This window comes from Pseudomonas sp. 05N431, from assembly GCF_056397005.1.
Genome location: NZ_JBFTMN010000008.1, coordinates 163,660 through 190,525 on the forward strand (window position 1 = coordinate 163,660; position 26,866 = coordinate 190,525).

A 26,866-nucleotide genomic window follows, 5' to 3' on the forward strand; every position below is an offset into this window, starting at 1 on the left:
TTGCTTTAGGGGTTATGCAGAAAGGATTGCAAGCGGGGAAGGTGATGGCTGAGTTCACCAAGAGGGCTTCAACAGTGGAAATTTCGAAACGAGTTTCTCAGCATTCACTCCGACCCGAATACTGAAAACCCCGAAACCCTCGGGACTAACAATCCCTGTCAGACAACCCCAACCCCTGTGGGAGCGGGCTTGCCCGCGAAGGCGCCAGACCAGCCACCACCAATGCTGAATCCCCAACCATCATCCCAAGCAGTCCACCCCCACAAACATCACACCCCACCAACGGGGTCTGCCCCCTTGTCTGCTAGTGGACAGCGAAATGGCAAAATAGTAGCGTCGCGCCACTTTTTTCATCTTTGTAACGGACTACACATGCTCACGCTCGCTCCAGCCTCGCGTCTGTTCTGCGCGATCACTTTCGCCGTCGTGATGACCCCGGCGCTCGCCGACTGGGAAGAAACCCCGGAATACGCCTGGAAGACCTACCTCTCCGATTGCCAAAAATTACAGCGGGCAGTGACCGATGTGCAGAACGGGCGCCGGACGGCAAAGGATGTCTTGCCCACTATCCAGAGTTATCTGCGAACCTTTACTGTACATCGCAAGAACCTCGCCCAGCCAAGCCTCGGCTCCCCCGATTACGCCCGCTGCGAAAGCGTCATCCCCCAAGCGCAAGACATAGCGGCCAAGGGCAGTGCTGAATACGGCGAGGAAATGGATCAGCATTTGCAGCAAGCCCAGACCGAACACCTGAACTCCCCGGAATACAAGCGTGCTCGCTCTCTGGGCTTCAGCGACGTCGGCGAAATCGGGGCCCTCGACCAGCACGCCGAGCTGGATGGCGAAGAGAATCTGAAGACCTTGATGATCAAAGTCGATTTTGGTTGCGGCCGCCATTTCCGCGCCGCGTATTACGCCAAACCCTATGTGATCTACACCGTCCGTCGTTCGGATGGCAGCTGCGGCGTCTATAAGCACGTCGCAGTGCTGGACGGCGAAATGGTGGAGCGAGGCGATTACATTGATGAGAAAGGGGTTTTTCAGTACGTGGGGTGGAAGCAATTGGACGGACCGGAAGGATTTCCCATCGACGTTCGAGTCGTAAAGGCGCTGAAGTAACCTGCAGGGATTTTTCTTCAGGCGGAAGATGGACAGATGATCGACTTCAACAACAAAGGGCTTCTTCAAAGTCAATCAGAACGATGAATACACCGAACGCGTAACCGCCTTGTTGTCCAGATGATTTGAAACTGCGGGGGCTGTGAGTGCTGGAGCTCAGGACAAATGTCACTGAACACACACAACCCCTGTGGGAGCGAGCTTGCTCGCGATAGCGCCAGATCAGCCAACACCAATACTGAATGCCCAGCCATCATCACAAGCAGTCCGCTCCCCAAACATCACACCTCACCAACCGGTATCAGGAAAGAAACGGGGACAGACCACGATCATGAATGTGATGAAACCTTATCTGTCCCGTGTTTCCCCCCGTCCTAGGACATTTCCCGCAAACCGTAGCGTCTTTCATGAACTGGCGGCCGCTCTTCTTCAGGGATAGCTTTCAGGTGTCGCTGCGCATCAGCGACCGGCTTTGACAGGCTGCACAAACACAGGCTTTCACTCCTCTTGATAAAACGGCATGCTTTCCCGCGTGCAGTTTCTTTCTGGCGGCTGTGCGCGGGGCATCTTCGGGTGCACCGGGTGTGCTTGTGCTCCTGGTCTGTCAACCCGCGTACAGTTGCCACCCAATCCTGTTTGACAGCAGGGGGTTGGCAGCTTCTATAACCAACACAGGAGCTCCACCATGAAAAAGGTCACTCCCAATCCGCCGGAAGTCCCAACCTCGTCTGCCTCTGATCCCGTAGATCCCGTCCCGCTCAGCGAAACCGCCCAACGCACCGTCAGTGCCCGTTTGCGTAACCCTAGTCACCCTGATCCCGTCAGCCATGTATTCACCATCGTCCCCGACGTAGACACGCCAACCTTGCTGGTCCACGCCAGCGAAACCCTTGCCTCTATCAACGCCATGACCACCGACCTGGCGTTCGAACTCGAAGGCTCGCGACGCAATGTGGCACTGGCGATTCAACAGTTGGCCGTGCTGGCCGAGTTGCTGGTAAACCGAGCACTGGACCACCTCGACCAGTCCGATGGCGCAGGTGAGAGTCAGCCCACCGTCCACCACTGAGTGGCCGCGCTCGTTTACCCAATGGAGGTTTGTCATGGATCGATACATGCCTGTTACCGGCATTGACTGCACCATCCCGTCACTGCTGATCGATACCCAAGCACCACTCGACGTACTGCACGAAACCGCGGCCTACCGCATCCGCACTGCGACTCAACTGCTGGAGAACATCGCCGTGGGCGAGGGGGTTCACAGTGAGTTGGCGCGAGTGCTGGTGACTTCACTGCGCGATGGTTGTGATTTGCTGGATGTGGTGGGGCGACGATTGCAGGCGCAGGTGCTGTTGGTATGAGAAATGGGCGACCTTGTTTAGGTCGCCCATTTTAGTTGGTGGGGAAAATGAAGGTTGGTTATCTCCTCATAAACCCGTCATCGCATTTTGAAATGCTGAGTATTCGACACTGGCAAGTCGAATTCTTCCAAGCGTTTTTTATGCAGCCACCGCATGTTGCATTCATGCAAACCGGACAACCTTGGCCTTAGTGCCATAAGGTAAGGTGATCTCGATCAGGCGCCGATTGCTTGCATACATCGAGAGCTGACCCCAAAGAGCTCCACGCTCCCCATTAGTGAGAAACGTGGTGTCCAAGACTACCCGCGAACTGTAGATATCATCTCCGTTTCCCGCCTGCGAACCCTCCATTTCATGAATTACGGCATCTGCCGCTGTCGTCATATTGAATCCGGTTCTTGGGGTTTTGACGTCGAATGGCATACCCAGTCCATCGTAGAAGTCCACGGCTCCACCATCCCCTCTGGTGACTGGGCTTGGGACTGCATGGAGCTGCATTGCCGCAATTGCTGCAAGGCCTTCGCGCTCACTCATCCCCGTTCGGTGCCCGTTCTCGGTCATGAGTTCGACGGCATTAGCAGGTAATCTCAGATTTGCTAAGAGCGCTGCTGTTTGCGGGCGTTCGTATTGGCCAGAGTAGTTTCCGTACGTTTTCTCGCGTCTCACGCGAAAGAGTCCATATGTGGGGGGCTCTTGCACTTCGGCGTTTTCGATCAAAGCACCAAACTCAGCAAAAAGATCCGACATTATTTTTCTCCAATTGATGGGCCAGGCATTCCATGGATGTCAGCTTTTATATTGCTGCTGCGTCGTAACGCCTGAAGGCTCCTACATTCGTCGCTGGGTCAGGCATCAATTTGTGCTCAGGCCGACGCATAGGTTGAAGCTTCAGCATAGCCAAGGCTATTGGATCGATCCTGATTTCATAGGCGCACCTGAAGGCGCGCACAGGGGACGCAATGGGTGTCCCATTTTTCCTTTCTATTCACGCCGCTCTAGCTCCGAGGTATTCAGATCCCCATTATTGAAAAAGAACTGATCCGAAGGTCAAGCCGCCGCAGGCAAGTACGGAGTTTTCAGGTAGCATATCGCCACCTCGCCATTATGAGCGGCCGAGATCGTAATGGAAGCGGAGATAGCCATGACAGCTACAAAAGACTCGCTAGGTCTTTCAGAAAAGGGATTAGAGCTCTCGGAAAAATTATTTGAAACTCTGTGGAACACCGGTGTACCCCAGGACGCGTGGCATTGGATATTGTTAATTTTAATTGTCTTGGTTGTCGTTGGCATCATTGCAATTTTGGTATTCAAGACGCTAGGCAGTGTTATAGAGAAACTTGTTAAACTGGTTGATACATATAAGTCAAGCGGGCTTCCGCTGTGGCTAAACAAAGAAAATAAATATCGCGTGCGACGACGCAAGCAGTTTAGCGGAGTGCTAGATGCAGACTTGGCTTATCTGGCTAAAGCTGAGAACTGGAATGATCAGTATTTTACCGATCTCGAAGCGGAAGTTGAAACGGAAGGTGGTTATTATGCCAGTGCTTGGGATCGAGTACGCGGACGAAAATCATTTGGATTGCGTAAAGAACGTTCACTTATCCGGGCGATAACCTCTAGCGCCGAACGCGCAATGCAACTTGTAGGCGAGCCAGGATCAGGTAAAAGCGTTGCGCTCCGACATTTGGCCAAGCAATTAGCGGAACAAGGAAGAAAATCAAACGATAAGAACGCGATCGTGCCTCTCTATATAAATCTTCGCGAAATGGAGGCGAAGTGTAAAAGTGTGGTTACAGCCGATGACGTGCGTGAGTTCGTCCTTGAAAATATTCGTCGAGGTGACGCTGATACTACGGCTTTTGTGAAAGAAAACTGGGGCGACTATTGCAATAGGGGTATATGGCTATTTCTATTCGACTCCTTTGATGAAATTCCTGCCGTTCTTCACGCAGAAGCTGGGAGTAATTCGATTCGACAGTATTCTCGGGCTATCCGTCAATTCCTGGAAGGTATGGGGGAGTGTAAAGGTATTCTGGCGTCGCGAGAATTTAAGGGGCCGGAAGCGCTACCTTGGAAGAAGTTACGCATACTGCCGTTGAGTGGAGGAAAACAAGATGAGTTGATCCAAAATTCTTTCCTCAGTGCGCAGCAAATGAGTTTGGTTCGTCAGCACCTTGCCAATTCGGATAGTAGCATTGGTGCCACACCGTTGTTCTTAACTCTGCTTTGCCGTTATGTGCGAGATGAACAAAGAGCTCCGAATAATGATCACCATATTCTTTTGCGCCATATCGAGCGGTTGGCGCGGCGAGAGCCTGAGTATCTGCGGCGAAAATACAAGTTAGATGTAGAAGAGTTGATAGTTGGAGCCGAGCGTCTGGCGCAACTGTTTGCGGAAGATGAGAGTTTGAGTCTTGCACCGACTCTTGATCAAATCGTGGCACAGCTGCCTGCAGAACAAATCCCCGGCGGATCTATCGAGCGTCTATTATCAGCCCTTGTCGATTGCAAGATTGGCCGTGCAGATGTCCCTAACGCTGCACACGGGGATCGCCGGTTCGCTTTCGCGCATCGACGATATCAGGAAGCCCTTTTTGTTCGCTATCTAGCGCATCACCCCGAAGCCTTATCGCCTTCGGAACTGCTGACCGAACCTCGCTGGCGTGAGTACACTGTCACTCTGCTGCAGACACGCGAACCGGAAGAAATAAACAATTTACTAGAGGTCGCGCGCGTGATGCTGGAGGACCGTGCTGCTCAGCAAGCACCGGATTGGTGCGCGCAGCCCCCCCTTCCATCGCATGTAACATTTTTTAACTGGACTGACGAGACTGCGGTGCCGCTCCTTAGCTTGCTCCAAGAAGGGCTTGCCCGCAGACTGCAGGATATACCGCCCATCCTGGCCGATGCGGTTCATCGTTTCCTTGAACCGCGCTGGCTGAGAGGGGACACTTGGGATCGTTGTGAAGTACTTCGATTAGGAGGCATATTGCCTCATAACGTTTTGGTTGACTATCTTGTTGAATCTTTCGCTAATGGTACTCAAGTTGAGCGTGCATATGCATTTAGGCAAGCTGCCTTTACTTCTGGACTACCGGAATCAGCTCGGATATCCGTTCTGCAGATGTTGTCGGATCGAGTTATTTTAGCAAAGGATCGTGCAGATCAACTCAGTTTAGAAGCATTAGCGGCGCGACTTCCAATTAGTATGGGGGCCAACTTCGTCGTTATTCGCGGGAATAGACTTCGACGGCACATCGGTTGGGTGCATAAAATAATCACTGTTGGCCGTTATCTATTTCCAATGGAGTTTTTAGAACGAGCAATACGGATGTTTAAGAATTCCAGCTTTAGCGTGCGCGAACTGCTAAATGGAAGCCGCCAGGCGGTACCAACAGCAGCGAGCTTGGTCTTCCCACTGTTGCTGCTTATACCCGCGCTGGTAGTTGGTGCGATGCAATTGATCCGTGAGCCCATCCATATGCATTGGATATTGTTTGCACTGATGGCGGTTGTCACTTCTAGTTATTTTTTATCCTATGCCCATTTTTAGTTCGCTCGTACGGGCAAGAAGTGAAGCTTTCTGATGCTCTGAGCTGGATGTCTCGTTACTTTTTTCGTCGAAGAATCTTAGTGAAAGCGATTGTATTGACTTTTATTGTTCTAGCTTTCATTGCTGTTGGGTGGCCGTTGGGCTATGCAGTAGATAGTGTGCTGCGGGGTTATTTTGGTTTGCGACCATTTCACCTTGAATATCCAACTTTTTGGTATCGCATTATATTGGGTGTGTTTTCGACCATGCTTATGCTAGATATCATTGTTGCGTTCCCTGTATTGTGCGTTAAAGCTCGCAGAAGTCGATTGCGCATGATTTATTGGAGCAAGAGGTTAAGTAGCATAAAGGCTTCAGAAGACTCGGATTTCAAAGTTTTGTACTCTGCAGGTAGTATCCATGAGCTGATTGGTTGGCTCCGAGCCGATGAAATGTTGCTCAGTCAAGCCAGGCTGATTCGAGGGTTCTCGAGCTTTGTGTTGGACGCAGTACGAACGGTAGCTATTACGCAAGCACCTACGACTACGATGCTACCAGCATGTCTAGAGGGTGACGAACAAACCACTTTGGAATTACATAAGGTGCGACAAATCCTAGAAGAGCGTTTCGAACGAGCAACATAACTAGTTATGTCTGATTGTAAGCGACGTTTGGTCAACATGACCCGACCCGTAAAGGGGACAGATTTATTTTTGACCCGTAAAGGGGACAGATTTATTTTTCGCGAAAATATATCTGTCCCCTTTATGATCTGATCGCTGAATTTGCATACGACCATCGTCACGACGATTCCTAATGGGCGAGCTGTTCTGCTAGGTTACGACGCTCACAAGGATTTTTGACAGGAGGTCATAGTGGCTAAGCCAGCAGCGCGTAAGAGTGATCCATACAGCTGTCCGTTGCCGGGGCACGGTACCAATCCTATTGCGGCAGGCTCCTCTGATGTTTTCTTTGACGGCCTTCCCGCAGCGCGTCAGGGCGACGTCTGCACCTGTGGCAGTGCGCTTTCATCAGGGTTATCTTCGACGGTGTTTATCAACGGCAAGAATGCCGCGACCATCGACACCGGTGGCGCACATGGCGGCATCGTAGTTGGTGGGTCGGGGACGGTGATAATCGGCGATAGCCATACACCCTGTGAGTTCGTTCCTCCCACGCCGTTAGCGGGTTACGCGCGCTGGATCGGCTTTAAAATCCCTGCTGAAGAAAGCTACGAGGGCTTATCGTGCACCGCGCATTTCGAGGATGGCTCATCACTGCCTGGTGTATTCGATAAAGACAACGCGGTTAAGTTTTCGAATCCATCCGGTAAGACATGCGTGATGCTCAAATTCGAAGATGAGGTGCCTACGGTTTCCTCGTCTCTCACAGAGAGCTTTTTGAACAGAATTCTAGGATAAGGAACATCCTATGACAGAGCCGTATCTCGTCACCGGCAGCTATGTTGTTCAGCGTGAGCATGCCTTACAAGACTCTCCACTCGACAAGGCGTTAGAGCTGATGGAGGGCACTGCACTGAGATTCTCTCTAGACGCGATCTCTGACGAAAAAGTAAGGGCGAGCTATACGAAAAACATAAAGCGTATGTCACAGCAGACGCTGGAGGATGTGAAGGCCGGGAAAATTATGGCGCGAGAGGGTGTGCAGTTCAGCAACGAGATGCGAAACAAGATCTTGATGGAGCACCGCAAGGTCACCTCTGCGCAGGGCTTGGCTGTCGTCCAAAAAAAGAAGGCAGGTGGCAGAGATCTGCAGAAGCTTTTTGATCGTTACTCCAACGATCTTTTCAAAAAAAATTACGACCTCCTTTCTCCAGCGGAACAGAACAAGGTTCATTACACAATTTTGGAGGCGGCAGGGCGCGATGATGTCAAATTTACGCAGGGCACTAAAAAAATGCAGCTCATGGGCAAACTTGGCATTTTGGTGACCGCTGCTCTGGCTACTTATCAAATTTTGAATGCAGAAAATAAAGTAAAAGAAACGGCACGTCAGGGCCTCATAGTGGGTGGCGGTGCAGCGGGTGGTATTTTGGCTGGGCTTGGAGTCAGCGCCTTCTGTGGGCCAGGCGCTCCGATCTGTGCATTTGCAGTTGTAATTGTTGGAACTGTTGCCGGTGGTTTCGCCGGCCAAACCGCAGCGGACTCGCTCGATGAGGAATTAGAGGAGTTCTCGCATTGGAACATTTTTTAAGTCAGCCTGAACTGACAAAAATTAGAGTCGCACTCTCGGATCCGTTCAATGATTTTCCGGTTGATTACGACTACATAGCAAGGCAGGTGAGAGGTGTTGATCCTCAAACCCTCTACGAGATCCTTTACTCCGAAGTCGCGCCAGTGTGCTACACCAATATTGCGGCAGCCCTTCCAACAGTATGGACAGGCTTCGATCCCGACTCCCTCAACGCCATGATTGAAGAAAGATACGCGGCCAGGAGAAACAATTGGTTTCGTAGGCAGTTCGACAAGCTGCTTGTCCGCTGGCTGGAATACAACTACGGGTATATCTGGAAGGAAATCGTCAGCAGGCTGTGAGCTCGCAGTGAGAAGTTTGGATTTTTTCGACTTGTAGCTATCAACAAAAAGGGCCCGTATGGGCCCTTTTTCAGATCAAGCGATCTTACTTTTTCAGCCAGCTTTCAACCACTTCGGAGCCGTGCTCGGCTTTCCACCAGTGGGGGACAGGTCCATTCTCATATCAGCCAAACCCCTGCCCAGTATCAGTCGGTGAAAAGGGGCATCGAACTTGCTCCCAACCCAATCACTCACTGAATATCTTTCAAATAATCCTTAAGCGCAATCTGTAGCGGACTATCCAGCTGCTCCAGCGTCTGCGCTGCGCTGAAATCTCCCGACAATCTATCCAGCTCTCGCCCCAGCGGCGTACCCGCCCCACCTATCGCCTCAAGCGCCAGCCCCACGCATTCGGCTACTTTGACCTTGATGGTCGCGACATCACCTCTGCGTACCAGCAAGCCGAATACGTCCCGCTGGTAGTCGCCCATCATCAGGTCGTCGCGCAGGATCGGGCTTTGGTCTTCCGATTCGTAGGCGAGTTTGAGGGAGAAGAGGGCGACGGTTTCCAGTGGCAGTTCCATGGGGGAATTATTCAGGGAAAAAATGAGGGCAGAATCATTTTTTCGCAGGTTTTTTGGGTGGACGAAAGAGCGGGGTGGTGCCGCTAGTTGTGACGCGGAGCGTCACGGGATGCGTTACCACGCAGAGCGTGGGAACGATCAGTGGGGCGGCACCACTTTTCTACAGGCGAAAAAAAAGGCCTTGCTAAGCGAGACCATTCTTAATTTTGGTGCCCCGAGGGAGGCTCGAACTCCCACTCCTTTCTAAAACGGATTTTGAGTTCGCCGCGTCTACCAATTCCGCCATCACACGTAATAGGTGTCCCCTTTTTTGTTGACGCCTCCCGGCATGAAATCCGTACTTCGATCTCGAGAGTGGCCGATTATTAATGCGCACCTGGCTCATTCCACATACCGGGCCCGACTAAAAAACAGCGCCGTCCCGCTACCGACGGCATAGATCGAAGCGATGCCCAGATCGAAGCCGGCAATGAAAGGTGGCAGCATAAAAATACTCATAAACCCCAGAGCGAGCAGGGTGATGCCCAGCCATTTTCTGAGGCGGTAGGATTTCAGATAGAAGAACAACAGCAGGAACACCGCGTAAGCACCGGCATACAAGCCATATTCGCTCATGGTCTATCCGCCTTGATTCGCTGCGGCGAAAACACCACTGTTGAGGATGGCGATACTCGTTCGTTGGGCATTGAGTAACCCCCCCTGTTGCCGGGTCAGGGGTTTGGAGATCCCGCCCATCATTTGGCAGGGCAAATCCTTGGCGAGCATTTTGTCGTAGAGCTCCACCACCAGATTGCTCACTTCATAGTGGGCGGCTTTCGCTTCACCGAAATGCAGTGTTCTGAGGCTACCCCGTTCACTGGCTGACAGGGTGAAGCGCGATACGTTGAAGACAACGCCATGGTTGCCGGAAAACTGGCCACTCTCAAACTTCAATGCTTGCATCCTTGTCGAGTTTGGAAAGGCGGGGAGTCTGTCTTAGCCCATGGGCTTTCGCAAGCGCTTGGTAAGACGCTGAAAAAGACCTTTGTGTAAAAAGGGGGACGATTTATTTTTCTGTCAGCTAATCGAGGCAGTGCCCGGATGGGCCAGTGATTTTTGAGAGTGGGGTGTTGCCGCTAATTGTGACGCGGAGCGTCACGGGATGCGTTACCACGCGGAGCGTGGGAACGATCAGTGGGAAGTGGGCATGTTTATTTTCATATCAGCCAAAGCCCTCCCCCAGTATCCGTCGCTGTAAAGCGACATCAAACTTGCCCTCAACCAAGAAAAACGGGTACAGACCACGTTTTCTCACACCGATAATCGTGGTCTGTTCCTGTACTTCTTTTGGGCGTTGGAGAGAGTAGGGGGTTGCAGGGTAATTAGCAGGCGAGGGCAGTTATTGATACAAAAACAGATCTTCAGAAGAGTCGACCTCCCCCCATTCCCCTGTGTAAGGAATGGCCTGTATCTGGACCCGACCCGCATCAATGACTTGCTGAAGGGTGTTCGTCATATGCACTTTGTCGCACTGCTCCGGGGTTAATGCTGAGCGAAGCCGAACGACTTCTGCCCAGCCCTCGGGCGTGAAGCGCAAAAGCCCCATGTATTGGCCCTGAATATCGTCTGCTGATTCTGGTTTGTTGCCGATTTCGGCCAAGGTGTCAGCAGGGGTCAGGCGGAACGTTTCGGCATCCAGTAATGGATTGCCAAAACGCTGTGTCCAAAGCTCCAGCCAATTCGGGTCATAGGTGACTGCCAGGGAAGCGTTGCAGGTCATCAACGACTGGACCGCTGCAGGGCTGTAGAAGATATCGGAATAACTCACGATGCACGGCTCTGCCTGCAACCAGGTTTCAGCGCACGCCAATGACGACACCATATTGGTTTGCGCCCAACGTGAGTTATGGAATTCGATCAGCCCTTGGTCTGCCAACAACTCGCGTTTGTAGCCCGTCACGATGGCTATCTCGCAAACGCCGGCTGCACGCAGCGCTGCAAGTTGCCACTCCAGTAGTGTCTTGCCCCGCAACTCGACCATGCACTTCGGACGTTCATCCGTGAGGCTTTTCATGCGGCTGCCACGTCCGGCAGCCAGAATAATGGCTTTCACAACAGTTCTACCTCATGAATTTTCGAATGGAGTTCGTCTCGGCGAGCGGGGCGCCAAGTGCGACCTTTCAGGCCAGATACAGGTTTTATTCACCGAACAACTTCTTCAATCGATGAACGTCGTGCGATGCAAAAAACGCCTCTCGTTCCGGGTGCCACATCCAGCCTTCCCAGGGCAGGCGGAGGTGCCTGATGGCTTCGATTTCCCCATCTTCACTTCGCGCCAAAACCTCAAACTCTTCCGGGCAGTCGGCAAGGGCAAAACTGTGATAACTGTTCACCTCGGCAACAATCTGCCCTGACAACTTATGCCGGGTTCGCACATGACCTGTAACCGGTTTTAGTTCGCCACCTGCCGAGTGCGCGATCATCTGCATTCCCCGGCAAATTCCGAGTACTGGCAGGTTGTGGGAGCGTGCGTGGTCCAGCAGTCGGCCTTCGGTCAGGTCGCGTGCCGAACACTGACCGATGTCATTTCCGCCCGAAAGAACGATGGCCTGTGGTGATACCGCGTTTAGCCAGTCATCCAAGGCATCATGAATCACCCCTCCATCGAGTGTTTGCAGGTACAACCCGTTGGGTACCGGCACCGGTATAAATCCGGCAACCAGAAGCAAGGTGACCAGACGCTGGTCCAGTGCATCACGGTTTTCGCCGCGCTCAGGAAACGCGTCCACACGCTGGCTGACGGCAACGACCTTCATGCCATCATCTCCACCCAGCGCCCGGGACAGTCCAGATGTAAGCGCTGAGCCGCCGACCAGCGGCGGTAGAGCACTTCACCGGCACCGATCACCGCTGGCAGGCCAAGCTCACCGGCACGAATCGCCATGTGCGAGTTGGCGCCGCCCCACGCCGTTATCAACCCGGCAATCGGGTAGGCAAACAACCAATCAAAACCTGGGTCCGCATTGGGAATGCAGACAATCGCCCCGGCGAGCTTTTCCCGGTCATCGCTGAGCACCACGGGGGCTGTCACCTGCTTCTGGGTGATGAAGTTGGGCGCTGTTTCCGGCCACTCGAAGGACCAGACATCCTCAGGTCGGGTAATCACCGGCGGCAGCGATATCTTGAGCGTCTGTTCGTAGCGGGCCTTGCCCTGTTCAATGCTGCGCAAGAGCACATCTTTCGGGTCTGCTGCCGCAACGTGCAGCTCCTTCAAGGCGCTGATGTCGCAATAGGCCATGTCTTCGCGTCCAATGCCATGCTGGGCGCCGACTTCAGCAATCAATGCCAGGGCATCCGAGAGATTGCGGGTGAAGTGGAACTTGGCCAGCTCGCGTAGTTCGATACCGGCTTGCAGGAAGTCCAACAAGCCAACGGGATCAGGCTCCAGGCCGTGTGCCTCCTGCTGCTTCACGATTTCGCGCATCTGTGGAAGGGTCAGCGAAAAAGGTTGTACTGGCTCTGGGGTGGATGGACGCTGGGTCCAGTCGAAGTAGAGTTCCGGTGCTTCATCGTAACGAGGCGAAAGGATGTCGTAGGTGCCCGGGCGCAAGTGTCCGTAGCGGGCGAGGAACGTCGCCTTGTCCAGTGTCGCCCGGTCACGTGCCAACTGGCCGCTGACGGTTGAGACGCCCCCCATGAAGCAATCGTAGTCAGCCTGCGAGAACACTCCCACCGTCACCAGCGATCTAAGCATCTGCACCGCGACGAAACCGGCGCGGGCCAAGCCGGCGAATGGCAGGGTGCCGTAGCGTTTTGCATCCTCCAACAGCCAGTAAATCCGCTCCAAAGGGTCGGCGTTGGATGCCAGCAACTCTTCGCGTCGCGCATTGAGTATGTCGAGCTTATTGGCATCGGCGCGCCATAAACCGTCCTTGGGATGAACGATGCGGTTGGTCAGCTTGCGCAAACTGGTGCTGATGGCCTCTAGCTCGTGCTCCTGGAAACCGGCACTGGCCAAACGCTCCAGTCGCTGCGACAAATCCAATGTGTAGCACGAGAAAACAATCTCGAACTCCACCTTGTCGTGCAGTGTCGGTTCGGCCAGCAGCCGATCGATATAGTGATCGACCAGCCGCCCGGCCAGTCCCTCGTCAAGGTCTGCTGGAATGAAGGAGTTGAACGACAAGCGCACATCGATGTACGGCAACCCGAAGAAATGCGGCATCAACGGGAAGCTACGCAAGTTGCGGTAGCCGTAATTGTGGCGCTGGTAGGCCCAGATGGAGTCAGTCACCAAATCCCGATATAGCGAGAGCGCCAGTGGTTTGGGACGGATACCGATAATCTCGGCCGGATTCCAGTCCGGCATCACGCCATAGACCGTACGCTGGCCAATCAGGAATGGGTGCGGCTGCATGCCCCGCGCCACCTTGCGCTGAATACTTTCCAGCTGGGCGGCCTGCGTTGTTTCGGATTCCGGGCGTGTCGGCAGAATCAATGGCCGGGCTTGTAACAGCCACAATACCTCGCCTTCTGCTTCGCGTGTGATAGCGAACTCGCAGTCGACCGGTGCTCCATCGAACAGCTCCAGCAACTCTTCGAGCAAGGCAATCATGGGGGCGAATTTTACTGGCGGCGGCACATTGCTAAGTGCCGCCTGCTGCCAAAGCCGACCGCCCATGCCGCCGGTGACTGATGCCGTGTCACTGCCTTCCGACCAGTTCACAACCCGATACGGCGCGCAGGTGTTCGGGTCGTGGGAAAAGGCAACGCCGGAACGAACCACGTTACCCAACATCGGTTGAATCAGTACCTCGTCTGCCAAGTGTACATCGCCATAACTTGCGATCACCTGTTCAACGGCCGATACCAATCCTGATTCATTAACGTCAGGGATCGAGAGAAAGGCTCCCGCACCGGAAGTTTGCGCGCCATCTTCGCGCAGGCAACTGGAGCGCACGATCCAGGGACCGGCCCCCAGCTGTCCCTGGATATCACGAAAACAGGCTTGCCCACCGATTTGCCAGTCCCTCACGGTGAACGACAACAGTGGAGCAATGCGAGCCGACGTGAGCCGCTCTTGCAGGCTGGCCAATGTGCCAGCCTTGGTAGAGAAATGCAGCGCCATCAGCATTATCTCAACTGAGCAACCCAAATATTGGTCGAGTACGGAATCTGGATCGAGGCAGTCTGAAGGCTTTTCAGATAGTCATCGATTGCGCTGATCACCTCATGGAAATTCGCACCGGCCTGGCGCTCCAGCGTTGCGTGAGAACGCCAGGCTTCCAGGCACTCTTCAATGCTTTGCTCGTGAATGACACGCGCATCAAGATGAACAACGGGGCCGAAAAGCGCACTGGCATCGATCACGGCAGTTTGATCTTCACGACGAGTACCGTAGCCATAACCCTGTACCCGCTCTTTAATGATGGCTTCGATGCGGGCCTGGATCGGATCATCAAGATGACGATGATTCCACATGCAGGCGAACCAGCCGCGAGGCTTGAGAATGCGCGCGGTTTCCTTGAGTGCCTGCTGGCGGTCGCAGACATTGAAGGAACTGCCAAAGGTGACCATGTCGAAAGCTTGTGACGTTTGTCCGGTGACTTCGCCCGTTCCTTCGTGCCAGCTTACATTGGCCAGGTCTGCGGTACGCTTGATGCCATTCGCGCGCATCGCATCATTAGGTTCCACCGCAACAACATCCAGACCACGCGCAGCCAGCATCATGGTCAGGTGTGCAACGCCTGCTCCGACATCGCAGAACTTGTCGCCTTTCTCGGCACCTGCAATCGAGAGCATTGCATCGATCGCGGCATCGGCGTAGTCAGGACGTTTTAAATAAGCGTCGGCCAGCGCGGTGTAATCCCATTCGGTTTTCATACTAACTTCCTTTTATAAAATCGATGTAGTAAGTCATCTGTCACTGTTTGCAGGGGGCGGTCAGGTTCGAACTCAACCACCCAGTCTGCCGCTGTCGGTTCATCAATCGATAAATCGAGCCCCGCGACATTCTGCAACTCGCCCGCGTAGAACCGGCGATATATATCCTTGGGGTCCCGGCGGCGTAGTTCCTCCACCGGCACCTTCAAGTAAACCTCGAAATAACCAGGCAGGTGGGTACGGTTCCAGGCATGAACTTCGCGGAACAGCGAAATGGTTGCAATCACCACCGTCTGCCCCTGCGCGGCAATCACTTTGCACAGGTGAGCGTATTGCATTGCCAACGCCAATCGCCCCTCACGCCCATGGTTTTGTGAGTTGGCAGTTGCAGCGCCAAATACGTCGCGCAACTCATCGCCATCTAACATTACAACCGAGTGGCCATGGCTTCGTAGTTCGGCAACTAATTCACGGGCCAAGGTCGATTTGCCAGCCCCTGAAAGACCTGTAATCCATACTACCTGCCCGGCGCGGTCATCTGTCATATCGACCTAACTTGTTTTTAGTTTAGAAATTTTTAATCAGCTGAGATTCATGAAGGTTGCGAGACGCGTTGCTGATCCCTGATTTCACTCTTGTCGATTTCTCCAAAAGAGTCGATCGAACAGTAGCGAAAACTAGAATCATGCTTTTTCTGAACCAGGTCTTGAAAAACTTCATTCGGATGATGCAGGTCGCTGTATTCTTCTTCATGGAATTTCTTATACCTGATGAAATGCTCTTCAGGCGTAAGCGATTCGATTTCAATGGCTATTTCTTTAAGGCTATCGCCACTATTGGCTATCGGCAGCAAGCCATTCATTTGTTTCAGCCAGGCCTTGACGATGGGGTTGCTCTCGCTGGCTGCCGGAACATAATAGATGGGCAGTCTGCAGGTATTCAGCATATAGGAGACACCACCGCTTGAGGCGTCGGTAATGATGGTGTCACAGCGTCGGTAGAATTCTTTACTGCTTTCTTTGGACTCATCGATTGAGATCCATTGGTACTGAGAAAGCAGTCCGCACAACTCTTTTACATACGGCGCTTCAAAGTCAGTCATGTACGGGCGTAAGATAAATGTCGCATGAGGAATAGTGGACTTGACTGAGTTAATAACGGTCTCCATATTTTCATATAGAGAAGCGCCGCTCGGGCATATTCCTTTTTGGGTCGGCAGAAGGCCTACGACATACTCATCGGGTGTTCGCAGAGAGTCAGGGGGAAAGCTGAAAGGCTCGGGGATTTTAACGGGCAGTGTAGAGATTGCACTTGTTTTTCGAAGGTCCGAGCGCAATGATCTCCCTTCAAATACTTTACGCAGCGCGTGCCTGTCATGCCTGTAAAGCTGTAGGCCTGCTTTGATTAGGTCAAAAAGCGATCTGGAAGAAGAAACAATCGCATCCCAATGCGATGTCCAGTCGGAGCAATAGTATTTGTCTTCGATTGGCATGCCGACATTGCCATGCGCAATAAAAATACCAAAATTTGATTCGTCCAGCAGTCGCCCAATCGAGGCGTCATTCGAGATGACTGTTTGCGATCTTAGCGTTGCGATAAAAGTCAGTTCCACTTCCTCAACCGGACTGTTGAGGATTTGTTCTGCTTCGTGCTTGCTGATACCGACAGTATTTGTCTGGAGTACTATGCAGTGATATTTGTCGCGAAGAGCATTGAGCGCTGGCAGCAAGTATTCGAGGTATGTTTTTCCGCCGTTATTGACGTTGCTGATCAAATAAACGTTTTTCATAAGAAAAGGTGCACCTTCATGCTTCCCTAGGCAAAACCAGTGTCAGACCATGTAAACGCACGAAGACGGAGAAGCGTTCGGTCTAGCCCTGGCGCTTCTCCCTAAGCGCGTGTACACCCTTGTCGCGATGCAAAACAGACTAAAATCGTATTGAATTTCCTTGGGGAATTAGCAATAAAACTTGGCTGCAGATGCACAATATTCTCAAATATACCACGCGATTGGCGAATCGCCATCATCCACTTGCGTCGCGCAGGCGCCCCAACTTGCCCTCAACCCGATCACTCACTGAATGTCTTTCAAGTAATCCTTAAGCGCAATCAGCGGACTATCAAGCTGCTCCAGCGTCTGCGCAGCGCTGAAGTCTCCCGACAATCTATCCAGCTCCCGACCCAGCGGCGTACCGGCTCCACCTATCGCCTCAAGTGCCAGTCCTACGCATTCGGCCACTTTGACCTTAATGGTCTCGACATCACCTCTGCGTACCAGCAAGCCGAATACGTCGCGCTGGTAGTCGCCCATCATCAGGTCGTCACGCAGGATCGGGCTTTGATCTTCTGTTTCGTAAGCGAGCTTGAGGGAGAAGAGGGCGACTGTTTCCAGTGGTAATTCCATGTGGGGAATCCTTGAGGAAAAAATGAGGGCAGAATCATTTTTTCGCAGGTTTTTTGGGTGGACGAAAGAGCGGGGTGGTACCGCCTAGTTGTGACGCGGAGCGTCACGGGATGCGTTACCACGCGGAGCGTGGGAACGATCAGTGGGGCGGCAGCACTTTTCTACAGGCGAAAAAAAAGGCCTTGCTAAGCAAGACCTTTCTTAATTTGGTGCCCCGAGGGAGACTCGAACTCCCACTCCTTTCGAAAACGGATTTTGAATCCGCCGCGTCTACCAATTCCGCCATCAGGGCTCAATGGCGGCGAAGTATAGAGATGAGATAACCGTCGGTCAATCAGGTACATGGAGAATTTTCACTATTTCCGCTAGACTTCCCGGCCCTGCTAGACGAACCCCATCATGCGCGTTGCTGACTTTACTTTCGAACTCCCTGATTCGCTGATCGCTCGCCACCCTTTGGCTGAGCGGCGCGGTAGTCGCCTGTTGACCCTGGATGGGGTCAGCGGCGCTCTGGCGCACCGTCAATTCACTGATTTGCTTGAGCATTTGCGCCCGGGCGATTTGATGGTGTTCAACAATACCCGGGTGATTCCGGCGCGGCTGTTTGGCCAGAAAGCTTCCGGCGGCAAGCTGGAAATTCTGGTCGAGCGGGTGCTCGACAGTCATCGCGTGCTGGCCCATGTGCGTTCCAGCAAGTCGCCGAAGCCGGGTTCGACGATCCTCATCGACGGTGGTGGCGAAGCGCAAATGCTCGCGCGTCATGATGCGTTGTTCGAACTGGGGTTCGCCGAAGAAGTGCTGCCGCTGCTCGACCGCGTCGGGCACATGCCGTTGCCTCCTTATATAGACCGCCCGGACGAAGGCTCGGACCGCGAGCGTTATCAGACGGTCTACGCCGAGCGTTTGGGCGCGGTGGCGGCACCGACGGCGGGGCTGCATTTCGATCAGCCATTGCTTGAGGCGATTGCCGCCAAGGGTATCGAGACGGCGTTCGTGACCTTGCACGTTGGCGCGGGCACGTTTCAGCCGGTGCGTGTCGAAAAGCTCGAAGATCACCACATGCACAGTGAATGGCTGGAAGTCGGCCAGGACGTGGTGGATGCGGTCGCTGCGTGCCGTGCGCGGGGTGGGCGCGTGGTGGCGGTGGGGACTACCAGCGTGCGTTCGCTGGAAAGCGCGGCGCGCGATGGCGTGCTCAAGCCGTTCAGCGGCGACACCGATATCTTTATCTACCCAGGCCGGCCGTTCCATGTGGTCGATGCCCTGGTCACCAACTTTCATTTGCCCGAATCCACGCTGTTGATGCTGGTTTCGGCGTTCGCCGGTTATCCCGAGACCATGGCCGCCTACAAGGCCGCCGTCGAGCATGGATACCGCTTTTTCAGCTACGGTGATGCGATGTTCATCACCCGTAATCCCGCGCCACGCGGCCCAGAGGATCAAGCATGAGTCGCACCAGTCGTATGTCTTTCGAATTGCTGGCCACTGACGGCAAGGCTCGCCGTGGTCGCCTGACTTTCCCGCGTGGCACTGTCGAAACCCCAGCCTTCATGCCGGTCGGCACGTACGGCACGGTCAAGGGCATGTTGCCGCGGGATATCGAGGCGACCGGCGCCGAGATCATTCTGGGTAACACCTTTCACCTGTGGTTGCGTCCTGGCACGGAAGTGATCAAGAAGCACGGCGACCTGCACGATTTCATGCAGTGGAAAGGCCCGATTCTGACCGACTCCGGCGGTTTCCAGGTGTTCAGCCTGGGCGCCATGCGCAAGATCAAGGAGGAGGGCGTGACCTTCGCTTCTCCGGTTGATGGCGCGAAAGTGTTCATGGGCCCGGAAGAGTCGATGCAGGTTCAGCGCGACCTGGGCTCCGACATCGTGATGATTTTTGACGAATGCACGCCGTACCCGGCCGACGAAGATGTGGCGCGGGTGTCCATGGAGCTGTCGTTGCGCTGGGCCCAGCGTTCGAAAAACGCTCATGGCGACAACACGGCGGCGCTGTTCGGCATCGTTCAGGGCGGCATGCACCAGGACCTGCGCATGCGCTCCCTGGAAGGCCTCGACAAGATCGGTTTTGATGGCCTGGCGATCGGCGGTCTGTCGGTGGGCGAGCCCAAGCACGAGATGATCAAGGTGCTGGATTACCTGCCAGGCCAGATGCCGGCTGACAAACCTCGTTACCTTATGGGCGTTGGCAAACCGGAAGACTTGGTTGAGGGTGTGCGCCGCGGTGTGGACATGTTCGATTGCGTGATGCCAACCCGTAATGCCCGCAATGGGCACTTGTTCATTGATACGGGCGTGCTGAAGATCCGTAACGCGTTTCATCGCCATGATGATTCGCCGCTCGATCCGACCTGCGATTGCTATACCTGCCAGAACTTCTCCCGTGCTTATCTGCACCATCTGGACAAGTGTGGAGAAATGCTGGGTAGCATGTTGAATACAATCCACAATTTGCGCCATTACCAGGTACTTATGGCTGGTTTGCGCGAGGCTATTCAACAGGGTACATTGGCCGCCTTTGTCGATGCCTTCTACGCCAAACGCGGGTTACCCGTACCGCCTTTGGACTGAGTTTTCTGACCCCAAGATTCAACATTTGCAACTGGAGTGCTAAATGAGCTTTTTTATCTCTAATGCCATGGCTGATGCTGGTGCCCCTGCGGCAGGCCCAATGGGCGGCGGCTTTGAGTGGATTTTCCTGGTCGGCTTCCTGGTCATCTTCTACCTGATGATCTGGCGTCCACAGGCCAAGCGCGCCAAAGAGCAGAAGAACCTGCTGAGCAGCCTGCAGAAAGGCGACGAAGTTGTGACCACCGGTGGTATTGCCGGCAAGATCACTAAAGTGGCAGATGATTTCGTTGTTCTGGAAGTTTCCGACACTGTCGAAATGAAATTCCAAAAAGGCGCCATCGCCGCCACGCTGCCAAAAGGCACGCTAAAAGCGATCTAAGTTTCAACTTCTACTCAATCGACGGGGCGCGCAAGGCGCCCCGCGTCATAAGCGGGCGGCGTGATGCTGAACAAATACCCTCTGTGGAAATACATTCTGATCCTGGCGGTGCTGGCGATCGGTCTGATTTATTCCGCTCCCAATCTTTATCCTGACGATCCGGCCATTCAGGTCAGCGGTGCAAGCACTGCGCTGCAGGTCAATCAGGCTGATCTGGATCGCGTGAGTAAAGCGCTCAACGATGCCGGGATCAACGTCAAGGCGGCCACTTTGTCGGCCAATGGCAAGGGCGGTTTGTTGCGCCTGACCAAGGCGGAAGACCAACTGCCAGCCAAAGACGTCGTGCGCAAGGCGCTGGGTGATGACTACGTTGTCGCGCTGAACCTGGCACAAACCACCCCGCAATGGCTGCGCAGCCTCGCCGCGCATCCGATGAAGCTGGGTCTGGACTTGTCCGGTGGTGTGCACTTCCTGCTCGAAGTGGACATGGAAAAAGCCCTCGACGCCCGCCTGAAAGTCTACGAAGGCGACGTCAAGAGCCTGCTGCGTAAAGAGAAGCTGCGCTATCGCAGCCTGCCGCAGATCAATGGCGCCATTCAGCTGGGTTTCAGTGATGACGCTTCCCGCGAAGACGCTCGTGCGCTGATCCGCAAGAACTTCAACGATTTCGACATTGTTCCGGCCGACCTCAATGGTCAATCGGTGCTGCGTCTGGCGATGACCCCGGCCAAGCTGGCGGAAATCCGCGAATACTCCATCAAGCAGAACTTGACCACGGTACGTAACCGCGTCAACGAGCTGGGTGTTGCCGAACCGATCGTTCAGCGTCAGGGTGCCAACCGCATCGTGGTTGAGCTGCCAGGCGTGCAAGACACTGCCGAAGCCAAACGTATCCTCGGCAAGACGGCTAACCTGGAGTTCCGTCTGGCGGCAGAGCCTGGTGCTTCGAAAGCCACTTCCGAAACCTTCGAGTTCCGTGAGGGCAAGCGTCCTCCTGCGCAAATCGAGCGTGGCCTGATCATCACCGGCGACCAGGTAACTGACGCCAAGGCCGGTTTCGGTGAGCACGGTACGCCGGAAGTGAACATTCGTCTGGACGGTCACGGCGGTGAGCTGATGAACCGTGCGACGCGTTCCAACGTCGGTCGCAGCATGGCGGTGATCTTCATCGAGCAACGCCCGGTGACGACTTACGTCAAGCAGATGGTCAACGGCGTCGAGAAAGATGTGCCGGTCCAGAGCTTCAAGGAAGAGAAAAAGATCATCAGCCTGGCGACCATTCAGTCGCCGCTGGGTGCTCAGTTCCGCATCACTGGCCTGAATGGCCAGGGCGAATCCTCGGAGCTGGCCTTGCTGCTGCGCGCTGGTGGTCTTGCGGCGCCGATGTACTTTGCTGAGGAACGCACCATCGGTCCAAGCCTGGGTGCTGACAACATCACCAAGGGTATCGATGCGTCGCTGTGGGGCATGCTGTTCGTTTCGCTGTTCATCATGGCCATCTACCGCTTCTTCGGCCTGATCGCCACGGTTGCTCTGGCGGTGAACATGGTGCTACTGCTGGCCTTGATGTCGCTGCTGGGGGCAACGCTGACCCTGCCGGGTATCGCCGGTATCGTATTGACCATGGGTATGGCGGTCGACGCCAACGTACTGATCTTCTCGCGGATACGTGAAGAGATCGCGGCCGGCATGACCGTGCAGCGGGCAATCAACGAAGGCTTCGGCCGGGCATTCACCGCGATTCTCGACGCCAACCTGACCACCCTGTTGGTCGGCGGCATCCTCTTTGCCATGGGCACCGGCCCGGTGAAGGGCTTTGCAGTGACCATGTCCCTCGGGATCTTTACCTCGATGTTCACGGCCATCATGGTGACCCGCGCGATGGTCAACCTGATCTTCGGCGGTCGTGACTTCAAGAAGTTGTGGATTTAAGGGGCTGCCATGTTACGTACTATCAACTTCATGGGCGTTCGCAACGTTGCGTTCGGCGTCACATTGTTCCTTACCGCTCTGGCGTTGTTCAGCTGCTTCCACAAGGGCATGAACTACGGTCTGGACTTCACCGGCGGTACGCTCATCGAGCTGACCTACGAGCGTCCGGCCGACGTCTTGAAAGTTCGTTCCCAGCTGACTGATGCCGGTTATCACGAAGCGATCGTTCAGAGCTTCGGCGCCACCACCGATTTGCTGGTGCGCATGCCTGGCGAAGACCCGCAACTGGGTCACCAGGTCGCTGAAGCGCTGCAGAAAGTCGGCGGCGACAACCCGGCTGTGGTCAAACGCGTCGAGTTCGTGGGCCCGCAGGTCGGTGAAGAGCTGCGCGACCAGGGCGGCCTCGGCATGCTGATGGCGCTGGGCGGCATTCTGATCTACCTGGCTTTCCGCTTTCAGTGGAAGTTCGCGGTCGGTGCAATCGTTTCGCTGATCCACGACGTGATCGTGACCGTGGGTATCCTGTCGTTCTTCCAGATCACCTTCGACCTGACGGTGCTGGCGGCGGTACTGGCGATCATCGGTTACTCGCTCAACGACACCATCGTGGTATTCGACCGGGTTCGTGAGAACTTCCGTGTACTGCGCAAGGCCAGCCTGATCGAGAACATCAACATCTCGACCACGCAAACCCTGCTGCGGACCATGGCGACATCGATCTCCACGTTGCTGGCGATTGCAGCGCTGCTGTTCTTCGGTGGTGACAACCTGTTCGGCTTCTCCATCGCGCTGTTTATCGGTGTTCTGGCGGGTACTTACTCGTCGATCTACATCGCCAACGTGGTGCTGATCTGGCTGAACCTGAGCAGCGAGGACCTGATTCCTCCGGCCAATACCGAGAAGGAAGTGGACGACCGTCCTTGAGGCGTTATTTCCTCTCGTTATAACAAGAAGGCGCGAGTATTGAACTCGCGCCTTTTTTTATGCTCCAAGGTTGAGAGAAGCGCGGGCACGTCCCGCATGTGATGGTCAGGAGGTTCAAGTGAACAAGTCGTTACTGGTTGGTGCGGTATTGGGTGCTGTCGGTGTGACTGCCGGAGGCGCTGTTGCCACCTACAGCCTGGTAAAAAGCGGCGGACCTGAGTATGCGCAAGTACTGGCAGTGGAGCCGGTCAAAACACAGATCAAGACGCCGCGTGAAGTGTGCAGGGATGTGCCTGTGACCCGGCAGGCGCCGGTGAAAGACCAGCATCAGATCCTCGGTACGGTGATCGGTGCGGTCGGCGGTGGTTTGTTGGGCAACATGGTCGGTGGCGGTAATGGCAAGAAGCTCGCCACGGTCGCCGGTGCAGTTGGCGGCGGTTACGCCGGTAACAGGGTGCAGGAAGGCATGCAGGAGCGCGATACCAGCACCACGATGCAAAGGCGTTGCGAGACGGTCAATGACGTCAGCGACAAGCTCGTAGGCTATGACGTTCGGTATTCGCTGGGCGGCAAGGAGGGCAAAGTGCGGATGGATCGTGATCCGGGCAACCAGATTCCGGTCGACAAGGACGGTCATCTGATCCTGGGTCAGAACCAGCCCGCTCAGAAATAAGCTGAATGCCAGACTCAAAAAAAGCACCCGAACGGGTGCTTTTTTTATACCCAGGATTTATGCCCCACTACCCATCCCCTGTGGGAGCGAGCTTGCTCGCGATGCCCTTCTAACATTCAGCATTGATGCTGACTGACACACCGCAATCGCGAGCAAGCTCGCTCCCACAATGGGGGTGTGGTGTTTTCGGAGTCAAATTTCAGGCATAAAAAAAGCACCCTGAAGGGTGCTTTTTTGTGCCTGGTGCTTAGCGTTTCAGCGAGGCTGGCAGGTGTGGCTGGATGGCCGTCAGAACTGCTTTGAAGCATTTGGTGTTGCCGGCAACGACGTGGCCTTTTTCAAGGAAGTCGTGACCGCCGGTGAAGTCGCTCACCAGGCCGCCAGCTTCCTGGATCAGCAGGGCGCCTGCTGCCATGTCCCATTCGGACAGGCCCGACTCCCAGAATGCGTCGAAACGGCCGGCAGCTACGTAGGCCAGGTCCAGGCTCGCAGCGCCAGCGCGGCGGATGCCGGCGGTCTGGCCAACCAGGGTGCGGAACATGCCCAGGTAGTTGTCGAGGTTGTCCATCTGGTCGTCACGGAACGGGAAGCCGGTACCCAGCAGGGCGCCGTCCAGGCTGGTGCGACCGCTGACGCGCAGGCGACGACCGTTCAGTTGAGCGCCGCGACCACGGCTGGCGGTGAATTCTTCCTGGCGAACCGGGTCCAGAACAACAGCGTGCTCCAGGCGACCGCGGTATTTGCAGGCGATGCTGACAGCGAAGTGAGGAATGCCGCGCAGGAAGTTGGTGGTGCCGTCCAGTGGGTCGATGATCCACAGGTATTCTTCGCCTTCGATCCCGGAGCCGGCGTGCATGCCAGTCTCTTCACCCATGATCGAATGATTCGGGTAAGCCTTGCGCAGTGCGTCGATGATTTTCTGTTCGGCAGCGCGATCCACTTCGGACACATAGTCCTTGGCGTCTTTTTCGTCGACCTTGATGGTATCCAGGCGCTCGATGGAGCGGAAAATCAATTCACTGGCGCTGCGGGCGGCGCGCAGCGCGATATTCAGCATGGGCTGCATGGATGTGTCACCTAAGGTTGTTAAAGAAAGCCGAGCATTCTATCAGAAAGTTTCTACAGGTGAAGGTCGACGTTCGCTTTCATAGCTTAACGGTAGGAGGAACTGTAAGATTTGCTCCCTAATTTCCCTGTCAGAGAGCGCCTCCCTTGCTGCAGAACATTCGTGTCGTCCTGGTCAATACCAGCCATCCGGGGAATATCGGCGGGGCTGCGCGTGCCATGAAGAACATGGGGCTGTCGCGACTGGTGCTGGTCGAGCCGCGGTTGTTCCCGCACCACGAAGCCGATGCACGAGCTTCCGGTGCCGGTGACATCCTGGAAAACGCCCAAGTCGTCGCCACGCTGGAAGATGCGCTGGTCGGCTGTAATCTGGTGCTCGGCACCAGCGCCCGTGACCGTCGTATCCCTTGGCCGCTGCTCGATCCCCGTGAATGCGGGACGAAAGTGGTTGAGGAAGCAGCGCAAGGCGCCGAGATCGCCTTGGTCTTTGGTCGTGAAGATTCCGGCCTGACCAATGAAGAGCTGCAGCGATGTCATTATCACGTGCACATCCCCTCAGACCCTGAGTTCAGTTCGCTGAACCTTGGGGCTGCGGTGCAGGTGTTGAGCTATGAAGTGCGCATGTCCTGGCTGGCGGCCCAAGGTCAGCCAAGCAAGATCGAGAAGGAAGAAGTGGCGTCGACCAAGAGCGGTGAACTGGCGACCATGGATGAGCTGGAGCGATTCTATGAGCACCTGGAGCAAACGTTGGTGGCCATCGAATTCCTCGATCCGGAAAAACCGCGGCACTTGATGGCGCGCCTGCGTCGGTTGTACGGACGAAGCTCGGTCAGCCGGGCGGAAATGAATATTTTGCGTGGCATCCTCACGGAAACCCAAAAAGCGGCCCGTGGTGAGCTTCTTAAACGGAAGGATTAATGATGTTCGAGCGTTTGCGTGAAGATATCCAGAGCGTTTTCCACCGTGACCCGGCGGCACGTAATGCGTTTGAGGTGTTGACCTGCTACCCGGGCATGCACGCTATCTGGATTCATCGCCTGTCGTCGGCGTTATGGGGCATGGGCTGGAAATGGCTGGCGCGACTGGTATCGAACTTTGGCCGCTGGTTGACCGGGATTGAGATCCATCCGGGTGCCAAGGTGGGTCGTCGCTTCTTTATTGACCATGGCATGGGCATTGTCATCGGCGAAACCGCCGAAATCGGCAATGACGTGACGCTGTATCAGGGCGTGACCCTCGGCGGTACCAGCTGGAACAAAGGCAAACGCCACCCGACGCTGGAAGATGGCGTAGTGGTAGGGGCGGGCGCCAAGGTGTTGGGGCCGTTCACCGTGGGGGCGGGTGCCAAGGTGGGCTCCAATGCGGTGGTGACCAAGGCTGTGCCGGCAGGGGCGACAGTGGTCGGGATTCCGGGGCGGATCATCGTCAAGTCCGATGATGAGCTGGAAGCCAAGCGCAAGGCCATGGCCGAGAAGATTGGTTTTGATGCCTACGGCGTCAGCGAAGACATGCCGGACCCGGTGGCGCGTGCCATCGGTCAGTTGCTCGATCACTTGCAAGCGGTCGATGGTCGACTGGAAGGCATGTGCGGCGCGCTCAAGGACCTGGGCAGCCCTTACTGTGCCAAGGACTTGCCCGAGCTGCGCGAAGAAGACTTCGCCTGTGTAAAAGGCAAGGATGAAAGCCAGGCCAGCTGAATCGGGGTGGCCCTATCGCGAGCAAGCTCGCTCCCACACTGGATCTATGCAACACCAGAGATCCCCTGTGGGAGCGAGCTTGCTCGCGATGAACGATAACGCGCATTTGCTGGTCGATCACCGCCAGCCTTTGTTATAGTGCGCGCGCTCTTTTACGGGTAAACCTGACTAAAGTACTAGGTCTTATAGTTGACTTGAATACTCGGGAATTGCATACTCGC

27 protein-coding genes, 2 tRNA genes and 2 pseudogenes are annotated in these 26,866 nt (G+C 55.0%); 17 read left to right on the top strand and 14 right to left on the bottom strand.

What is annotated here, in order from left to right; translation table 11 throughout:
* Positions 1 to 372: 372 nt before the first annotated feature.
* The 4 genes and pseudogenes from AC1DIG_RS16085 to AC1DIG_RS16100 all read left to right on the top strand — a co-directional run bounded on the left by AC1DIG_RS16085 (position 373) and on the right by AC1DIG_RS16100 (position 2,480).
* A complete protein-coding gene (locus AC1DIG_RS16085; RefSeq protein WP_477768087.1) occupies positions 373 to 1,119 on the top strand; it encodes a hypothetical protein in 747 nt (248 codons plus the stop codon).
* A 36-nt stretch (positions 1,120 to 1,155) separates the two neighbouring features.
* Positions 1,156 to 1,234 (top strand): annotated as a pseudogene (locus AC1DIG_RS16090) (PH domain-containing protein); the annotation flags it as partial.
* A 570-nt stretch (positions 1,235 to 1,804) separates the two neighbouring features.
* On the top strand, positions 1,805 to 2,188 hold the full coding sequence (locus AC1DIG_RS16095) for a DUF6124 family protein (RefSeq protein WP_477768088.1): 384 nt from the start codon (positions 1,805 to 1,807) through the stop codon (positions 2,186 to 2,188).
* Positions 2,189 to 2,222: 34 nt separating this feature from the next.
* Positions 2,223 to 2,480, top strand: a complete 258-nt coding sequence (locus AC1DIG_RS16100) for a hypothetical protein (protein ID WP_477768089.1) — start codon at positions 2,223 to 2,225, stop codon at positions 2,478 to 2,480.
* A gap of 162 nt (positions 2,481 to 2,642) precedes the next feature.
* Here AC1DIG_RS16100 and AC1DIG_RS16105 read toward each other — a convergent pair whose 3' ends face one another.
* Positions 2,643 to 3,227, bottom strand: coding sequence for a hypothetical protein (locus tag AC1DIG_RS16105; protein WP_477768090.1), 585 nt, complete (start codon positions 3,225 to 3,227; stop codon positions 2,643 to 2,645).
* Between the two features lie 394 nt (positions 3,228 to 3,621).
* Here AC1DIG_RS16105 and AC1DIG_RS16110 point away from each other — a divergent pair, with 394 nt between their 5' ends.
* From AC1DIG_RS16110 to AC1DIG_RS16130, 5 genes are all read left to right on the top strand, one after another.
* Positions 3,622 to 6,033: an NACHT domain-containing protein gene (locus tag AC1DIG_RS16110; RefSeq protein ID WP_477768091.1), complete on the top strand. Its 2,412-nt coding sequence runs from the start codon at positions 3,622 to 3,624 to the stop codon at positions 6,031 to 6,033.
* Positions 6,034 to 6,053: 20 nt separating this feature from the next.
* Positions 6,054 to 6,656, top strand: coding sequence for a hypothetical protein (locus AC1DIG_RS16115; RefSeq protein WP_477768092.1), 603 nt, complete (start codon positions 6,054 to 6,056; stop codon positions 6,654 to 6,656).
* 231 nt (positions 6,657 to 6,887) lie between these two features.
* Complete coding sequence (locus AC1DIG_RS16120; RefSeq protein WP_477768093.1) at positions 6,888 to 7,433, top strand: PAAR domain-containing protein; 546 nt, start codon at positions 6,888 to 6,890, stop codon at positions 7,431 to 7,433.
* Between the two features lie 10 nt (positions 7,434 to 7,443).
* Positions 7,444 to 8,226 carry a hypothetical protein gene (locus AC1DIG_RS16125; protein ID WP_477768094.1) on the top strand — a complete coding sequence of 261 codons (783 nt, stop codon included), beginning with the start codon at positions 7,444 to 7,446 and terminating at the stop codon, positions 8,224 to 8,226.
* Positions 8,211 to 8,567, top strand: a complete 357-nt coding sequence (locus AC1DIG_RS16130) for a DUF7079 family protein (protein ID WP_427543130.1) — start codon at positions 8,211 to 8,213, stop codon at positions 8,565 to 8,567. Before AC1DIG_RS16125 ends, AC1DIG_RS16130 begins: the two co-directional genes overlap by 16 nt.
* Before the next feature lie 230 nt (positions 8,568 to 8,797).
* Here the strand turns inward: AC1DIG_RS16130 and AC1DIG_RS16135 are convergent, their stop codons facing one another.
* The 12 genes and pseudogenes from AC1DIG_RS16135 to AC1DIG_RS16190 all read right to left on the bottom strand — a co-directional run bounded on the left by AC1DIG_RS16135 (position 8,798) and on the right by AC1DIG_RS16190 (position 17,688).
* Entirely contained in the window at positions 8,798 to 9,130 is a 333-nt protein-coding gene (locus AC1DIG_RS16135) for a hypothetical protein (RefSeq protein WP_477768095.1), read from the bottom strand.
* Positions 9,131 to 9,337: 207 nt separating this feature from the next.
* Positions 9,338 to 9,416: transfer RNA gene (locus AC1DIG_RS16140), tRNA-Leu, on the bottom strand.
* A 95-nt stretch (positions 9,417 to 9,511) separates the two neighbouring features.
* Positions 9,512 to 9,745, bottom strand: coding sequence for a hypothetical protein (locus AC1DIG_RS16145; RefSeq protein WP_477768096.1), 234 nt, complete (start codon positions 9,743 to 9,745; stop codon positions 9,512 to 9,514).
* Positions 9,746 to 9,763: 18 nt separating this feature from the next.
* A pseudogene (locus tag AC1DIG_RS16150) lies at positions 9,764 to 10,063 on the bottom strand (hypothetical protein); the annotation flags it as partial.
* A gap of 445 nt (positions 10,064 to 10,508) precedes the next feature.
* A complete protein-coding gene (locus tag AC1DIG_RS16155; RefSeq protein WP_477768097.1) occupies positions 10,509 to 11,222 on the bottom strand; it encodes a phosphocholine cytidylyltransferase family protein in 714 nt (237 codons plus the stop codon).
* 85 nt (positions 11,223 to 11,307) lie between these two features.
* A complete protein-coding gene (locus tag AC1DIG_RS16160; protein WP_477768098.1) occupies positions 11,308 to 11,925 on the bottom strand; it encodes a gamma-glutamyl-gamma-aminobutyrate hydrolase family protein in 618 nt (205 codons plus the stop codon).
* On the bottom strand, positions 11,922 to 14,237 hold the full coding sequence (locus AC1DIG_RS16165; RefSeq protein WP_477768099.1) for a PEP-utilizing enzyme: 2,316 nt from the start codon (positions 14,235 to 14,237) through the stop codon (positions 11,922 to 11,924). Before AC1DIG_RS16165 ends, AC1DIG_RS16160 begins: the two co-directional genes overlap by 4 nt.
* Before the next feature lie 5 nt (positions 14,238 to 14,242).
* On the bottom strand, positions 14,243 to 14,992 hold the full coding sequence (locus AC1DIG_RS16170; protein WP_477768100.1) for a class I SAM-dependent methyltransferase: 750 nt from the start codon (positions 14,990 to 14,992) through the stop codon (positions 14,243 to 14,245).
* The gene (locus AC1DIG_RS16175) at positions 14,989 to 15,537 is read right to left on the bottom strand and encodes an adenylyl-sulfate kinase (protein ID WP_477768101.1); all 549 of its coding nucleotides are present in this window, start codon (positions 15,535 to 15,537) and stop codon (positions 14,989 to 14,991) included. Before AC1DIG_RS16175 ends, AC1DIG_RS16170 begins: the two co-directional genes overlap by 4 nt.
* Before the next feature lie 47 nt (positions 15,538 to 15,584).
* Complete coding sequence (locus AC1DIG_RS16180; RefSeq protein ID WP_477768102.1) at positions 15,585 to 16,781, bottom strand: hypothetical protein; 1,197 nt, start codon at positions 16,779 to 16,781, stop codon at positions 15,585 to 15,587.
* Between the two features lie 285 nt (positions 16,782 to 17,066).
* Positions 17,067 to 17,396 (bottom strand): hypothetical protein, encoded by a 330-nt coding sequence (locus tag AC1DIG_RS16185; RefSeq protein ID WP_347929007.1) that lies wholly within the window; start codon positions 17,394 to 17,396, stop codon positions 17,067 to 17,069.
* A 207-nt stretch (positions 17,397 to 17,603) separates the two neighbouring features.
* Positions 17,604 to 17,688 (bottom strand) — tRNA-Leu (locus tag AC1DIG_RS16190).
* A gap of 107 nt (positions 17,689 to 17,795) precedes the next feature.
* Here AC1DIG_RS16190 and queA point away from each other — a divergent pair.
* From queA to AC1DIG_RS16220, 6 genes are all read left to right on the top strand, one after another.
* Positions 17,796 to 18,845, top strand: coding sequence for a tRNA preQ1(34) S-adenosylmethionine ribosyltransferase-isomerase QueA (gene queA / locus AC1DIG_RS16195; protein ID WP_477768103.1), 1,050 nt, complete (start codon positions 17,796 to 17,798; stop codon positions 18,843 to 18,845).
* A gap of 14 nt (positions 18,846 to 18,859) precedes the next feature.
* Complete coding sequence (gene tgt / locus AC1DIG_RS16200; protein WP_162130405.1) at positions 18,860 to 19,975, top strand: tRNA guanosine(34) transglycosylase Tgt; 1,116 nt, start codon at positions 18,860 to 18,862, stop codon at positions 19,973 to 19,975.
* Positions 19,976 to 20,018: 43 nt separating this feature from the next.
* Positions 20,019 to 20,354 (top strand): preprotein translocase subunit YajC, encoded by a 336-nt coding sequence (yajC, locus tag AC1DIG_RS16205; protein ID WP_019693477.1) that lies wholly within the window; start codon positions 20,019 to 20,021, stop codon positions 20,352 to 20,354.
* 63 nt (positions 20,355 to 20,417) lie between these two features.
* Positions 20,418 to 22,286, top strand: a complete 1,869-nt coding sequence (gene secD, locus AC1DIG_RS16210; protein ID WP_477768104.1) for a protein translocase subunit SecD — start codon at positions 20,418 to 20,420, stop codon at positions 22,284 to 22,286.
* Between the two features lie 9 nt (positions 22,287 to 22,295).
* The gene (secF, locus tag AC1DIG_RS16215; RefSeq protein WP_477768105.1) at positions 22,296 to 23,210 is read left to right on the top strand and encodes a protein translocase subunit SecF; all 915 of its coding nucleotides are present in this window, start codon (positions 22,296 to 22,298) and stop codon (positions 23,208 to 23,210) included.
* Between the two features lie 118 nt (positions 23,211 to 23,328).
* Positions 23,329 to 23,883: a glycine zipper 2TM domain-containing protein gene (locus tag AC1DIG_RS16220; RefSeq protein ID WP_145015124.1), complete on the top strand. Its 555-nt coding sequence runs from the start codon at positions 23,329 to 23,331 to the stop codon at positions 23,881 to 23,883.
* 247 nt (positions 23,884 to 24,130) lie between these two features.
* Here the strand turns inward: AC1DIG_RS16220 and suhB are convergent, their stop codons facing one another.
* A complete protein-coding gene (suhB, locus tag AC1DIG_RS16225) occupies positions 24,131 to 24,949 on the bottom strand; it encodes a type III secretion system regulator SuhB (protein ID WP_477768106.1) in 819 nt (272 codons plus the stop codon).
* 146 nt (positions 24,950 to 25,095) lie between these two features.
* Here suhB and trmJ point away from each other — a divergent pair, with 146 nt between their 5' ends.
* Together trmJ and cysE are read left to right on the top strand one after the other, a co-directional pair.
* The gene (trmJ, locus tag AC1DIG_RS16230; protein ID WP_054595795.1) at positions 25,096 to 25,866 is read left to right on the top strand and encodes a tRNA (cytosine(32)/uridine(32)-2'-O)-methyltransferase TrmJ; all 771 of its coding nucleotides are present in this window, start codon (positions 25,096 to 25,098) and stop codon (positions 25,864 to 25,866) included.
* A gap of 2 nt (positions 25,867 to 25,868) precedes the next feature.
* Positions 25,869 to 26,645, top strand: coding sequence for a serine O-acetyltransferase (gene cysE / locus AC1DIG_RS16235; protein WP_477768107.1), 777 nt, complete (start codon positions 25,869 to 25,871; stop codon positions 26,643 to 26,645).
* Positions 26,646 to 26,866: the final 221 nt, after the last annotated feature.

Bases quoted from the DNA above. Each gene is read 5' to 3' on its own strand.
- AC1DIG_RS16095 (WP_477768088.1), top strand. From the start codon at position 1,805: ATGAAAAAGGTCACTCCCAATCCGCCGGAAGTCCCAACCTCGTCTGCC.
- AC1DIG_RS16135 (WP_477768095.1), bottom strand. From the start codon at position 9,130: ATGGAACTGCCACTGGAAACCGTCGCCCTCTTCTCCCTCAAACTCGCC.
- AC1DIG_RS16085 (WP_477768087.1), top strand. From the start codon at position 373: ATGCTCACGCTCGCTCCAGCCTCGCGTCTGTTCTGCGCGATCACTTTC.
- suhB (WP_477768106.1), bottom strand. From the start codon at position 24,949: ATGCAGCCCATGCTGAATATCGCGCTGCGCGCCGCCCGCAGCGCCAGT.
- AC1DIG_RS16160 (WP_477768098.1), bottom strand. From the start codon at position 11,925: ATGAAGGTCGTTGCCGTCAGCCAGCGTGTGGACGCGTTTCCTGAGCGC.
- secF (WP_477768105.1), top strand. From the start codon at position 22,296: ATGTTACGTACTATCAACTTCATGGGCGTTCGCAACGTTGCGTTCGGC.
- AC1DIG_RS16105 (WP_477768090.1), bottom strand. From the start codon at position 3,227: ATGTCGGATCTTTTTGCTGAGTTTGGTGCTTTGATCGAAAACGCCGAA.
- AC1DIG_RS16170 (WP_477768100.1), bottom strand. From the start codon at position 14,992: ATGAAAACCGAATGGGATTACACCGCGCTGGCCGACGCTTATTTAAAA.
- AC1DIG_RS16175 (WP_477768101.1), bottom strand. From the start codon at position 15,537: ATGACAGATGACCGCGCCGGGCAGGTAGTATGGATTACAGGTCTTTCA.
- queA (WP_477768103.1), top strand. From the start codon at position 17,796: ATGCGCGTTGCTGACTTTACTTTCGAACTCCCTGATTCGCTGATCGCT.
- AC1DIG_RS16185 (WP_347929007.1), bottom strand. From the start codon at position 17,396: ATGGAATTACCACTGGAAACAGTCGCCCTCTTCTCCCTCAAGCTCGCT.
- yajC (WP_019693477.1), top strand. From the start codon at position 20,019: ATGAGCTTTTTTATCTCTAATGCCATGGCTGATGCTGGTGCCCCTGCG.
- AC1DIG_RS16100 (WP_477768089.1), top strand. From the start codon at position 2,223: ATGGATCGATACATGCCTGTTACCGGCATTGACTGCACCATCCCGTCA.
- AC1DIG_RS16110 (WP_477768091.1), top strand. From the start codon at position 3,622: ATGACAGCTACAAAAGACTCGCTAGGTCTTTCAGAAAAGGGATTAGAG.
- tgt (WP_162130405.1), top strand. From the start codon at position 18,860: ATGTCTTTCGAATTGCTGGCCACTGACGGCAAGGCTCGCCGTGGTCGC.
- secD (WP_477768104.1), top strand. From the start codon at position 20,418: ATGCTGAACAAATACCCTCTGTGGAAATACATTCTGATCCTGGCGGTG.
- AC1DIG_RS16180 (WP_477768102.1), bottom strand. From the start codon at position 16,781: ATGAAAAACGTTTATTTGATCAGCAACGTCAATAACGGCGGAAAAACA.
- AC1DIG_RS16145 (WP_477768096.1), bottom strand. From the start codon at position 9,745: ATGAGCGAATATGGCTTGTATGCCGGTGCTTACGCGGTGTTCCTGCTG.
- AC1DIG_RS16125 (WP_477768094.1), top strand. From the start codon at position 7,444: ATGACAGAGCCGTATCTCGTCACCGGCAGCTATGTTGTTCAGCGTGAG.
- cysE (WP_477768107.1), top strand. From the start codon at position 25,869: ATGTTCGAGCGTTTGCGTGAAGATATCCAGAGCGTTTTCCACCGTGAC.
- AC1DIG_RS16165 (WP_477768099.1), bottom strand. From the start codon at position 14,237: ATGGCGCTGCATTTCTCTACCAAGGCTGGCACATTGGCCAGCCTGCAA.